The following is a 12,440-nucleotide window of genomic DNA, read 5'->3' on the forward strand; positions in this document are numbered from 1 at the left end:
TGTAAGCGTTTGCGATTCGTTGAGAGGCTATCAGTTGGAAAATGACTGAAAACACTTCATACTAATAGGTATTAGATAAAGGGGGAATTTTTATGCAAACGAATCAACCCGTAGACGTACTGATCGTCGGGATATCAGGGAATCAACCGCTTGATGAACGATTACAAGCACTGTATGGTGACAAACTAGAAGAGTGGGTCCGTCAAGGTGATATCTCAACGAAACGGGGAGAACTTCGTCTGTTGCCGACGTTATCGGGAGACGTCGCACGTGTGCTGTTCGTCGGACTTGGGAAAGTCGATCAACTCTCGCAAGACAACTTGCGCCGTTTGCTCGGAAAAGCCGCACAACATGTCAAAGCACGCCGCTTAGAACAGGTGACAGTCGACGCGACGACGTTTCCAGGTCAACCGGTCGAACTGATTGCTGAGACATTCACCCTCGCTACATATGAGGTCAAACATTATAAAACATCTCCTTCTAAAGCGTACACGCTTCATCTAACGGTCTTACCTTCTGAAGACGAGGCAGTGCGTCGCGGAAAAGCCTTAGGGGAAGCAACGAACTTGGCGCGACGTCTCGTAACGATGCCGGGAAATCTTTTGACGGCGCCAGCGCTTGCGGACGAAGCACGCTTCATCGCGGAGCGTCATGGACATGATCTCCGAATCATCGATAAGGAAGAGATGGAAGCACTTGGCATGGGTGCCTTGCTTGCCGTCAATCAAGGATCGGTCATTCCGCCGAAGTTGATCGTCCTTGAATACAAAGGCTCAGTAGAAGCACCGATTGCTGTCGTCGGAAAAGGTGTCACGTTCGATACAGGTGGTTATTCGATCAAACCAAAAGACGGGATCGTCGGGATGAAAGGAGATATGGGAGGCGCAGCAGCAGTTCTTGGTCTGTTTGAAGCACTCGGTCAACTCAAACCTGATGTTCACGTCATTGGCGTCATTCCGGCAACGGATAATATGATTTCTGGGGATGCTTTCAAACCGGATGATGTCATCACATCGATGGCAGGAAAAACGATTGAAGTCTTGAACACGGATGCAGAAGGACGACTTGTCCTCGCAGATGCAGTCACGTACGTGAAAGAGTACCAGCCGAAAGCCATCATCGACCTCGCAACATTGACAGGTGGTGTCCTTGTCGCCCTTGGAACAGAAATCACAGGTGCGTTGACGAATGATGCGTCACTTTACGAACGCTTTGAACAGGTGACGAAAGAGACGAACGAGATGGTTTGGCAAATGCCATATGTCGATGCGTTCATCAAACAAGTCCGCCGTTCAGATGTCGCAGATTTGAATAACTCACCGGGACGCATGGGACACATGATCTTCGGTGGTGCGTTCGTCGGGGAATTCGTCGGCGACACACCATGGTTGCACCTCGATATCGCGGGAACATCGGAACAGAATCAAGCGTCTGAGATTGGTCCAAAAGGAGCAACGGGTGTCATGGTTCGTAGTCTGTATCGATTCGTCGAGCAAGAAAAATGAGACGTTGGAATCTACTCGGCGTCTTGTTGACGATTCTTACCGTCGTCTGGTACTTGGATGCACGAGATCGTCTATCGCTCGGTCTTGCGACATTTATCGGTATCTTCACGGTCTTATCACTACTGCGTTCTTTCCGGGAGAAGACGAATGCACGTCATCGGGATTGATGCGGCAAAGGCAGGATGGGTCGTCGTCAGGTACGAAAATGAGACGTACTCAGGATCAATCGAACTGACGCTTGGACAGATCCCGCCAGCCGACCGAATTTGGATCGATATGCCGATCGGTTTGATGGAAGGACGACGCGAAACAGATCAGCTGTTGCGACAGGAACTGCGCCCCGGACGAACGAGTAGTGTCTTTAATGCACCATTTCTCAGTGCGTTGACAACATCAAGTTATATGGAAGCAAATGATTTAGCGAAACAACATGCTGGTATCGGACTTTCGAAACAAGCGTGGTATCTATTGCCGAAAATCCGAGAAGTCCGTCATGCGTATCGATCTGAAATGATCGAATCACATCCGGAAGTCTGCTTTGCACGCCTCGCCGGTCATCCGGCACGTTTTTCCAAGAAAACAAAGGAAGGCATAGCGGAACGAATCGAATTACTTGAACAATACGATTGTCCCCCGTTATGGGAACAGCGTCAGCCGAACGTCGCGATTGATGATTGGCTTGATGCTTGTCTGCTTGCGACCGGTGCACGTTTTCCATACGATTACTTTCCAGCAAGTCAACCAGTGGACACGGAAGGGTATCCTTTATATGCCGCTGTACCCAAAAAATCACCCTCACCGAAATGGTGTGGGTGATCCTTTCACGAAGTCCCAGATGTAATGGAAAATCTGTGCATTGTAGAGTGCTTTTAAGATGACGGCAATCAATGGTCCAAGGATTAACCCGAAGACGCCGAAGAATTTGATACCGACGAACAACGCAATCAATGCCGTAATCGGTTGAATGCCGATGTTATCGCCGACGATCTTCGGTTCCATGATGTTGCGCTGGAGAATGACGATGGCGTACAAAATGCCAAGTCCAATCGCAAGCGTCGTATCTCCAGTAATCACCGAGTAGGCGATCCAAGGCAGGAAGACGGAACCAGTACCGAGATAGGGTAAGATGTCGAAGAAGGCAGCGATGAAAGCAACTGCGAATGGATGATCGACACCAATGATGAACAAACCAATCAAGACGATGAAAAACGTGATCGTGATCAACGTGAGCTGCGCTTTAAGATAGCCAAATAAGGCAGATCGTAAGCTCAAGAAGACCGACTCGACACGAGCGAACCAAGGAAGCATCTCGTAGCGCTTCAATCGCATTTCGTACTGGTGCCAATCCTTTGCGATAAAGAACCAAGCGAGTAAGACGATGACGAAAATCAACGCAATCGATGGCAAAGTCGCAAGAACAGATTGAAGCATCATCGCAACACTTTTTGAGCCTTCTCCAATCGCACTCGCAAGCGAACTACCGAGCGATTGAATACTGTTTTGGACCGTATTTTGTTGGGATGGTTCTAATGAACGTAATGCTTCGGACGCATCGTTCCAAATCGGTGCCAGTTTTTCGTTATATAGCTTTTGGAAATACAGACTCAACTCTTGGATTTGTGCCGGTAATTGATTGGCGACAAATACGAGACCGCGAATCAACTGCATGATGATCAAGGCAAGCGAACCGATCAATAAACCACTGATCAAAATGATGGACAACAACGCACCCCATCCACGATTGATCCGTAATCGCTTTTGAAAGAAATCGACGAGCGGACGGCTGAAAAGAGCAAGCAGAAACGCAAAGACAAACGGGTACAAAATGGACGAGAGGCGGATGAGTAACCATCCAACAGCTACGAAGGCGAAGATCACCGTCAAGAACCGGGCCATTTGCCAAAGACGTTCAGTCGACACAAGCAACACCTCTTACTGGATTATGTAGAATTGATATCATCATATCATGTTTAGGTAGGGAACGAGTCATTCAAAAGGAGGAGAAAGCGATGCGTAAAAGAGAAATCGGATTATTTGCTGCATTGATTGCTGCGACATCCGTTGGAATCCGAGAATGGAAGAAAAATCAGGCGTTTGCCAAACGTGTCAAACAAGAGACGGAGGCGCAAGTACGTCAAGCAATCGTGGAGGATCAGACAGATGGAACAGATGAAGATACTGCAACAAAAGGTTGATGCGACGATTCGTTCACTCGGAGGTTATTTTCGACCGCTATCTGGTCTCGCACGCTTGACAGAAGAAATCGGTGAAGTCGGCGAAGCACTCGAACAAAGAGATCAAGAAGCTCTTCGTTCAGAACTTGTCGACGTTTTGATGATCTCGACGTGTCTTGCCAATCAATACGTGACGGATCTTGCGGTGCAACATGAGACACTCGGAACGGTAAACGATGATCAGGATGGTTCCTTTTATCTACTTGTGCATGAAGCTGGTCAAGTCGCACGCGTCATGAATGGATACGAAGGGGATAAACCGCCTAAAGCGAAGGATACAATTGTTCCAATCGGTCATTCTATCGCACGTCTGCAACGGGAATTATTTCGTTTAGCACGACCACTTCAACTCGATTTACTGTCGGAAATCGATCGGACGAATGAAAAGAATCTCAAGCGGGATAAAACACGCTTTGCCTTGACACGTGATCCCATTACCGAAAAAACGATTGATCACTTTCGGAGTGCGACAGGAAGTGAGGCACGTCTCTGGGGAGCCCCTGCGTACGAAGAGGATCAAACGCTAAAGGAGAATATGGAGACGGCACTCCCTTCGCTCCGGCGTTTCCTACGTTGTGCAACGATTGAAGGAATCGAGGCGTTTGTCTTCGAAGCACCGATGGAACGCTCGCGTAGTCTAGTTGAAGTCAAAGAGCTGGCGGATGAAATGGGACGTTTGATCAAGGAACGGACACCGCTTGACTTTAAGGACTCACCGTATCGGTTGGAAGTCTTTGCGCCACAACTCGGTCCAGTCTCGCCGTATCATGCGGAAGACGACTATCGGATGTTTCTTGTTTTCTATGTCGATTAAAAATAAGCCGCCTGCTCGTTTGAGCAAGCGGCTTATTTTTAGTGTGAATGAGACGATGTTGTCTCATTCTGAGTCTGCCATTTTTTCATGAAGCGCTGAATGCGCGCGATGGCTTCTTGCAGTTGTTCGATTGAACTCGCGTAACTTGCTCGGACATAGCCTTCACCACTTGCTCCGAAGACGGATCCTGGAACGACGGCGACGCGCTCAGCGAGCAACAATTGCTCAGCGAACTGCTCACTCGTCAGCCCGGTATGACCAATGTAAGGAAAAGCATAAAAGGCACCGCCTGGTAAGTGCGTCGGGAGACCCGCATCGTTTAACGCCTTGACGAAGTAATTCCGGCGTTGGCGATAACTTGTCACCATATCAGGGACCGTCTTATGACGAGAACGGAGCGCTTCAATTCCTGCAAACTGGACGAGTGTTGGTGCACACATCATTCCATATTGGTGGACCTTCAGCATCGATTGCGTGATCGCAGGTGGTGCGCAAGTAAAGCCGAGCCGCCAGCCCGTCATCGCGAAGGCTTTCGAGAAACCATTGATGATGATTGTCCGCTCCCGCATACCAGGAAGGGTCGCAAAACAAATCGCTTCCGTTTCGTAGGATAGCTCCGCATAGATTTCATCACTGATGACATATAAATCATGCTTTTGAACAAGTAACGCGAGGTCCGCTAATTGATCGCGTGTCATCGTCGAGCCTGTCGGATTCGATGGGAAACAGAAAATGATTGCTTTCGTTTTGTCCGTCAGCAACTGTTCGATCGTTTCCGGTTGAATCGCAAAACCGTCTTCTGCGTGACATGCAGCGGCGACAGGAATTCCTCCAGCAAGTTCGATCAAAGGGGCATATGAAACGAACGCCGGTTCAACGACGATGACTTCATCTCCCGGATTGATCAAACTACGAAACGCAAGGTCAAGTCCTTCCGAAGCTCCGGTCGTGACGATAATCTCTTCCGTCGTCGAATAGGAGATGGCGAACTTTTCTTGCATGTAAAGCGCGATTTCCTGACGTAACTCGAGTAAACCGGCGTTAGCACTGTATGCGGTGTAGCCCTGTTCAAGTGCTGCAAAGCTTGCTTCTCGGACGTTCCATGGCGTGACGAAATCGGGTTCACCGACACCAAGTGAGATGACATCTTCCATCGATCCGGCTAAATCAAAGAAACGACGAATGCCGGATGGGGCTAGCTGTTCGACACGTGTTGATAAAGATTTCATGGAGACACCTTCAATCGTTTGTCGTCATCATCCTGACTGAAGAGAACGCCATCGTGCTTATACGTCTTTAAGCGGAAATGGGTCGTCGTCGAGATGACGGAGTCGAGTGTCGATAATTTTTCAGAAACGAATTGAGACACTTCTTGTAGCGATTTGCCATCAAGTACGACTTGTAAGTCATATGCGCCTGACATCAGATACAGGGACGTCACTTCCGGGAAACGATGGATCCGCTCTGCGACTTCATCAAAGCCGCGTCCCCGTTTTGGTGTGACTTTGACATCGATGAAAGCTGTCACGCCGTGATGGGCATGAATCTTTTGCCAGTCAATGACGGCGGTATAGCCGAGTAGGACACCGTCACGTTTGAATGTTTCGATCGAAGCTGCTACTTCTGACGCTTCCCAATCGAGCATCTGCGCAAGTAAGTTTACGTCCATCGGACCATTTTGTGTTAATAGTGCTAATAATTCGAGTTGTTTTTCGGTGTACATGGAATCACTCACTTTCTGTCAATTGACCATTGAAGGTACGGCGTGTCTGTCGCAATCGTGCGCGTCGTTCTTCCTGAACAATATGGAAGTTCTTCATTTCACGTGTCGGAAGTTGATGTTTTTCGACCAGGCGGTCAAAATAGACGCGTCGCGTTGCGTCTTGTCGTGCCGACTCATGATTGCCGGACGGGTTGAAGGCGTACAGGACGGTTGCTCGTGCCGGATGTAACACTAAATGATCCTTACCGACGCGTAAAATCCAGTCCCAGTCCCAGTAGTTGAAGACGTCTTCATCAAACAGACCGAGTTGATCGTGGAGCGATTTACGGTAGAGCGATCCGGACGGAATGTACGTCGAGTCTTCTCGGATCGTCTCCGGATCATACGGGTACGCGAACGGTTCGGAATGGAGTGCAATCCGGTGACCGTCTTCCCAGCGATACGTAAAGAGCTCCGCGTCCGTATACGTTAGATCCGCGCCGGCTTCGAGATCACCGACTGCCTCTTCGAGATGACTCGGTAATAAGAGGTCATCGTCATCATGAAGTAAGATATACCGACCGGAAGCGAGCATGACACCGTGATTTCGAGCACGGACGTGATGATTTTCAGGTAACTCGACATATGTGATCTGCAGACGATCCTGATAGGCAGAGGTCACTGCTGAGACATCGTCGCCATTATTGTTTAGGACGATGACATCGAAGTCCTGATAGTGTTGACGTGTCAACGCTTCTAGCGCTTCTGCTAGTTCGCGAGGACGATTGTATGTCGGGATGATGATGGATACGGTTGGCATCAGCGATCACTCCTTGAACAAAGACACCTGTTCAGGAACAGGTGTCTTCTTGTTTTTTTACATGTTTGCTTCGATACGTGGTAGCAGCTCATTCCATTCTGCTTCTGGTTCTTTCGTGACCGTCACGAAGTCGCCGTAAGCGAATAGATTATCGATGCCGTCGATCGCGATCAAAGATGCGAGCAACGTATCTTCCGGTGTATCTTCTTTTTTGACACTCGTACTTTTCGCACCGAAGCGCTGTTCCTCGAGCGTGATTTTGACGGAATTCGGGTTTGGTGTGTAATCGACTTGCATAGGTAAGCTCCTTTCAACGTACATACGTATATGCCATATGTCATCTTTTCGTGATAGTTGGATTCAATCCTTCTTCCTCCAAACGGAAGATCGGTACGTTCAGTATATCAGAAAATTCGAAGAGATTATTTTTCTTCTGATAGGAGAAATGACTCATCTTTATTTTAAGGGTTCGCGTGAACTTATAATATGTTTTACTCGCTATCTCAATATATCTCAAAAGGCGTCATGATGCCTTTTTCAAATTGTTTGACCTGAATTTCAAAGCAAGGGGTTATTTTTTTAGATTTCAGTGATAACCTATATCTTGTACATTAACAGGTTTAAAAACGTCTAAAACGTCTATATATAGAGTGATACTTGTAGAGTTCTTTCTATATGTAGGACGTCTTTTTTTAGTTTAGCGTATTTCATCGTGTAATGCGAACCTGTTTAACGATAGAGAATGGGAGTGGTTCATAGTGGCATCTCCACTGAATACAGCACGCATCTTTAAGGGTGCAATGACAATAGAAGACGTATATGTCGTGATTCGACAAGCGACGGAAACGTATCCGGAACTTGATATCGACCGCTATACAGAACGTGCCATCCGAGCGCTTGAAGGGAAGTCCTTACAAGCAGATCAAGTCTATGAACTGTTAACGATGCATGCACTCGATATGTTGAAGGCAGAAGAGCCGAACTGGACATTCGTAGCGACAGCGACTTACTTAAATCGGTTATATCTAGAAGCGGGTGAAAACCGCGGATATGCAGCGGAAGAACGATATGGTTCGCTGTATACATTGATTGAAAAGCTGACAGAAATCGGTATCTTCACGAAACATTTACTGGATGCGTATTCGAAAGAAGACATCAACGAACTGTCGGCAACGATTGATCCTTCCCGCGACCACCTGTTCACATACATTGGCCTTCGGACACTGGCAGACCGGTATCTTGCACGTGATCACGTCAAAAATTTGTACGAGCTACCGCAAGAACGATTCATGGTCATCGCGATGACGCTGATGCAGAACGAACCGAAGGAACGTCGTTTAGAACTCGTCAAAGAAGCCTACTGGGCATTGTCGAACCTCTACATGACGGTCGCGACACCGACGCTTTCGAACGCCGGTAAATCATATGGTCAACTCTCATCATGCTTCATCGATACAGTCGATGATTCGCTACGCGGCATCTATGACTCGAACACGGATGTAGCGACACTTTCTAAGGGTGGCGGCGGAATCGGTGTCTACATGGGGAAAATTCGCTCACGTGGATCAGACATCAAAGGCTTTAAAGGTGTTTCAAGTGGTGTCATCCCATGGATGAAACAATTGAACAATACGGCAGTCAGCGTCGATCAGCTCGGTATGCGCCAAGGATCAATCGCCGTGTATCTTGACATCTGGCATAAGGACATCCTCGAGTTCTTAGATGCGAAGCTCAACAATGGGGACGAGCGACTTCGGACACATGACTTGTTCACGGGCGTTAACTTACCAGACCGCTTCATGCGTGCTGTAGAAGCACGAGAAGACTGGCACCTGTTTGACCCACACGAAATTCGGACGATTATGGGCTTCAGCCTTGAAGATTATTTCGATGAGACAGAACAAGGCGGTAGCTTCACGGAACGATACGAAGCATGTGTCAACGAACCGCGTCTCAGCAAAAAAACAGTCCCAGCGATTGATCTTGTCAAACGCTACATGCGTTCGCAACTTGAGACAGGGACGCCATACATGTTCTTCCGTGACGCCGTTAACCGTGCGAATCCGAATAAACATGCAGGCATGATCTATTCATCAAACCTGTGCTCGGAAATCATGCAAAACATGAGTCCGACGACCGTGACAGAAGAATATACAGAAGACGGTAAAATCATCGTCACGAAGACACCAGGTGACTTCGTCGTCTGTAACTTATCATCGATTGCGCTTGCGCGTGCGGTTCGTTCAGATGTTCTCGAACGATTGATTCCGATTCAAATGCGGATGCTTGATAACGTCATCGACTTGAATACGATCGATGTTCCGCAAGCACAATTGACGAATCAAAAATACCGTGCCGTTGGTCTTGGAACATTCGGTTGGCATCATCTGCTCGCGCTCGAAGGTATCCGTTGGGAATCGGTCGAAGCGGTGCAATACGCAGACCGTCTCTACGAGAAAATCGCTTACTTGACGATCGATGCGTCGATGCAACTTGCGAAAGAGAAAGGCGCGTACCGTCTCTTTGAAGGTTCAGAATGGCAAACAGGAGAGTACATCAAACGTCGCCACTACAAAACGACGGATGAACTCGATTGGGATCGTCTCCAAGCCGACATCACGGCGCACGGGATGCGGAACGCTTACTTGATGGCAGTCGCACCGAACTCATCGACGGCGATCATTGCGGGAAGTACGGCATCGATTGATCCAATCTATAAAAAAGTCTACTCAGAAGAGAAGAAAAACTATAAGATCCCAGTTACCGTTCCGGATTTAACACCGGAAACGAACTGGTTCTATAAATCAGCGTTTGAGATTGACCAGTTATGGAGCATTCGTCAAAATGCTTCGCGTCAGCGTCACATCGACCAAGCGATCAGCTTTAACCTGTACGTGAAAAATAACGTCAAAGCAAAAGAATTACTCGAGATGCACATGGAAGCATGGCAACTTGGGATGAAGACGATCTACTACACGCGTTCGACGACGGTTGAGATCGACGAATGTGAATCGTGTTCATCATAAGATAAGGAGGACGATATCATGAAGGCAGCAATCGTATATGCGTCATTGAGTGGAAACACGGAGGAGGTGGCAGAACTCGTCGCGAAGACGTGTTCTGAGATGGGAATCGAGCCGACGATGTTGTTTGCGGACGAAGTGACGACGTATCAGTTAATGCCTTATGATATCGTCTATTTTGGTTCGTATACGTGGGGAGATGGGCAATTACCCGACGATATGCGCGACTGTCTTAGAACGGTTTTGAAGGAGAGCACGCATGCGATTCCGCAGGCAGCTGTTTTTGGAACAGGGGATAAGATGTTCGTCAAATATTGTCGCGCCGTCGATGAGATGGCGTATCACCTCTCGAAATTCGGGGTCCCGCTTGCCGGAGAACTGTTGAAAATCGAACAGTCACCACGCAATCGCCCGCATCTCGTCAAGGAATGGACAAGACGGACCATTCTTCAATTACAGCAAGAGGGAGTCGAAGCACATGGAACAGCTACAAAAAATCAAACTGCTTGATGCACGTCATCCAAACCGCGCGACAGCAATCATCGGTGGCGAAACAAGTGCCATCGTCAATTGGAATGATATTGCCTATCCACAGTTTTACTCGATCTACAAACAACTGTTATCGAACTTTTGGATTCCAGATGAGATTTCAATGTCAAAAGACATGCAACAATGGAATCAATTGAGTGAACGGGAACAAGATGCATTCAAACGAATCATTGGGCTACTCTCGATCCTTGACTCGGTTCAGACACGCTACATCTTAGAATCAGCGATGTTCACATCGGATTCATCCGTTCATGCGATTCTCGCCATCATCGCGCAACAGGAAGTCGTTCATAATCAATCGTATAGCTACGTCTTATCCAGCTTAGTTCCATTGGCTGAACAAAACCGGATTTTCGATATCGCGAAAGACGATGACATGGTCATGAAGCGTAATGCATTCATTCTTGATTTATACGAAGATTTCCAAAATGACCGGACTCCAGAGAACTTCGCGAAATCACTCGTTGCTTCAATCGTTCTTGAAGGGATCAACTTCTATTCTGGCTTTGCTTTCTTCTATAATCTAGCGCGCCATCAGAAGATGGTCGGAACATCGACGATGATCAGCTATATTCAACGTGATGAATTGCAACACTCGTACTTCATCAGCCAGTTATTACGTGCTGTCTTGTCAGAGCATCCAGAAATCGATGCAGATGGCTCATTCACACAATTCGTCTACGACACATTCAAGCGTGCGGTGGATCTTGAAATCGAATGGAGCGAATATGTCTTGCGTGATCTAGACGGTCTGGACGTCAGTGAAATGCGTGACTATGTCAAATATCTTGCGAACAAACGCCTTCGCGTCATCGGTTTGTCGGATCTCTATGAAGGGCACGACGAAGACGTCATGCCATGGATTCGGGCATATTCAGATGATTCGATGAACGCGACGAAATCGGACTTCTTCGAACAAAAATCACGTTCATATGCGAAGGTAACGGATGCGAATGGATTCGATGACCTATAATTGATGATTGCTTCTACTCTATATTTCCTTTACGCTAGGACAGGTGAGGTTCTGCTCGACTCCTGCGGAAAAACAAGTCGTCATGACCCTGGAAGATGCGACGCATCTGAAGCGGCATGAGGGCTTGTCCGCGGAAAGCGAGCAGACCGAGACTGTCCGTTTTTATTAGAGCGTTTTGAAAGTCGCTCACATCACTTTTCGTTATCTCTTTTTTTAGGTCAATTGAGCAAAAGAACAAAAAAAGGGCCGAACTCGGAAAGTTCGGCAGAATCAGGGGGAATACTTGAAGTCTTGCTACTAAAATGTTCCCTTGTGAAATAAAAAATAAACAAATTCCAAAAATATTTTTTACGATACAAGAAAAGTGTGTTATTATAAGTTGATGAATTTAGTTAGGGAGTGTATACATTATGGCAAACTTTGAAAAAGACCAAGTCGTTACTGGTAAAGTAACTGGTATTCAAAACTTCGGTGCTTTCGTAGCACTTGACGAGCAAACACAAGGTCTCGTCCACATTTCAGAAATCTCACACGATTACGTAAAAGACATCAACGATTACGTAAAAGTTGGCGATGAAGTAACTGTTAAAGTTCTCGACATCGACGAAGCTAACAAAAAAATGAAGCTTTCGATCAAAGCAACTCAGGAAGCTCCAAAACGTGAAGCACGCGCGAAAGGTCCACGCAAAAACGCTGGACGTCGCGATGCAGGTCCTGCTTTCAAACAAGAAGAAGCACCTGGATTCAACGTTCTTAAAGGTAAATTGGAAGAATGGATTGAAAAATCAAACTTCCAAAAATAAGCCACATGAGAGAATCG

The 12,440-nt window shown here is 47.3% G+C and carries 14 protein-coding genes; 9 read left to right on the top strand and 5 right to left on the bottom strand.

Annotated elements, in window-relative coordinates; genetic code table 11:
* Window positions 1–92: 92 nt before the first annotated feature.
* From B2751_RS07960 to B2751_RS07970, 3 genes are read left to right on the top strand one after another with little or no spacing between them, the layout of a single operon-like run.
* Window positions 93–1,505, top strand: coding sequence for a leucyl aminopeptidase (locus B2751_RS07960; RefSeq protein WP_035406065.1), 1,413 nt, complete (start codon window positions 93–95; stop codon window positions 1,503–1,505).
* Window positions 1,502–1,672, top strand: coding sequence for a hypothetical protein (locus B2751_RS07965; protein ID WP_156358998.1), 171 nt, complete (start codon window positions 1,502–1,504; stop codon window positions 1,670–1,672). The genes B2751_RS07960 and B2751_RS07965 overlap by 4 nt, the downstream gene beginning before the upstream one ends.
* Complete coding sequence (locus B2751_RS07970) at window positions 1,653–2,321, top strand: DUF429 domain-containing protein (protein WP_290774133.1); 669 nt, start codon at window positions 1,653–1,655, stop codon at window positions 2,319–2,321. The genes B2751_RS07965 and B2751_RS07970 overlap by 20 nt, the downstream gene beginning before the upstream one ends.
* On the opposite strand, the gene ytvI is transcribed toward B2751_RS07970, so the two are convergent.
* On the bottom strand, window positions 2,301–3,425 hold the full coding sequence (ytvI, locus tag B2751_RS07975; protein WP_056062778.1) for a sporulation integral membrane protein YtvI: 1,125 nt from the start codon (window positions 3,423–3,425) through the stop codon (window positions 2,301–2,303). The two genes, B2751_RS07970 and ytvI, sit on opposite strands and share 21 nt — an antisense overlap.
* A gap of 89 nt (window positions 3,426–3,514) precedes the next feature.
* On the opposite strand from ytvI, the gene B2751_RS07980 reads away from it, so the two are divergent.
* Together B2751_RS07980 and B2751_RS07985 are read left to right on the top strand one after the other, a co-directional pair.
* Window positions 3,515–3,700: a hypothetical protein gene (locus B2751_RS07980; protein ID WP_056062777.1), complete on the top strand. Its 186-nt coding sequence runs from the start codon at window positions 3,515–3,517 to the stop codon at window positions 3,698–3,700.
* Window positions 3,666–4,553 carry a MazG nucleotide pyrophosphohydrolase domain-containing protein gene (locus tag B2751_RS07985; protein ID WP_290774136.1) on the top strand — a complete coding sequence of 296 codons (888 nt, stop codon included), beginning with the start codon at window positions 3,666–3,668 and terminating at the stop codon, window positions 4,551–4,553. The genes B2751_RS07980 and B2751_RS07985 overlap by 35 nt, the downstream gene beginning before the upstream one ends.
* 38 nt (window positions 4,554–4,591) lie before the next feature.
* On the opposite strand, the gene B2751_RS07990 is transcribed toward B2751_RS07985, so the two are convergent.
* From B2751_RS07990 to B2751_RS08005, 4 genes are read right to left on the bottom strand one after another with little or no spacing between them, the layout of a single operon-like run.
* Window positions 4,592–5,782 carry an aminotransferase gene (locus B2751_RS07990; RefSeq protein ID WP_290774139.1) on the bottom strand — a complete coding sequence of 397 codons (1,191 nt, stop codon included), beginning with the start codon at window positions 5,780–5,782 and terminating at the stop codon, window positions 4,592–4,594.
* A complete protein-coding gene (locus tag B2751_RS07995) occupies window positions 5,779–6,276 on the bottom strand; it encodes an Lrp/AsnC family transcriptional regulator (protein ID WP_035406085.1) in 498 nt (165 codons plus the stop codon). Before B2751_RS07995 ends, B2751_RS07990 begins: the two co-directional genes overlap by 4 nt.
* Before the next feature lie 4 nt (window positions 6,277–6,280).
* On the bottom strand, window positions 6,281–7,075 hold the full coding sequence (locus B2751_RS08000) for a glycosyltransferase family 2 protein (protein WP_035406088.1): 795 nt from the start codon (window positions 7,073–7,075) through the stop codon (window positions 6,281–6,283).
* Between the two features lie 57 nt (window positions 7,076–7,132).
* Window positions 7,133–7,372: a NifU N-terminal domain-containing protein gene (locus B2751_RS08005; protein WP_035406091.1), complete on the bottom strand. Its 240-nt coding sequence runs from the start codon at window positions 7,370–7,372 to the stop codon at window positions 7,133–7,135.
* A 461-nt stretch (window positions 7,373–7,833) separates the two neighbouring features.
* On the opposite strand from B2751_RS08005, the gene B2751_RS08010 reads away from it, so the two are divergent.
* The 4 genes from B2751_RS08010 to yugI all read left to right on the top strand — a co-directional run bounded on the left by B2751_RS08010 (window position 7,834) and on the right by yugI (window position 12,423).
* Entirely contained in the window at window positions 7,834–10,101 is a 2,268-nt protein-coding gene (locus B2751_RS08010; protein WP_056062774.1) for a ribonucleoside-diphosphate reductase subunit alpha, read from the top strand.
* An 18-nt stretch (window positions 10,102–10,119) separates the two neighbouring features.
* Window positions 10,120–10,608, top strand: a complete 489-nt coding sequence (locus B2751_RS08015) for a flavodoxin domain-containing protein (protein WP_056062771.1) — start codon at window positions 10,120–10,122, stop codon at window positions 10,606–10,608.
* Window positions 10,577–11,620, top strand: a complete 1,044-nt coding sequence (locus tag B2751_RS08020) for a ribonucleotide-diphosphate reductase subunit beta (RefSeq protein ID WP_035406099.1) — start codon at window positions 10,577–10,579, stop codon at window positions 11,618–11,620. The genes B2751_RS08015 and B2751_RS08020 overlap by 32 nt, the downstream gene beginning before the upstream one ends.
* Window positions 11,621–12,030: 410 nt before the next feature.
* The gene (yugI, locus tag B2751_RS08025; RefSeq protein ID WP_012371159.1) at window positions 12,031–12,423 is read left to right on the top strand and encodes a S1 domain-containing post-transcriptional regulator GSP13; all 393 of its coding nucleotides are present in this window, start codon (window positions 12,031–12,033) and stop codon (window positions 12,421–12,423) included.
* Window positions 12,424–12,440: the final 17 nt, after the last annotated feature.

The sequence above is a fragment of the Exiguobacterium sp. UBA6282 genome, assembly GCF_002440475.1.
Lineage (GTDB): Bacteria > Bacillota > Bacilli > Exiguobacteriales > Exiguobacteriaceae > Exiguobacterium_A.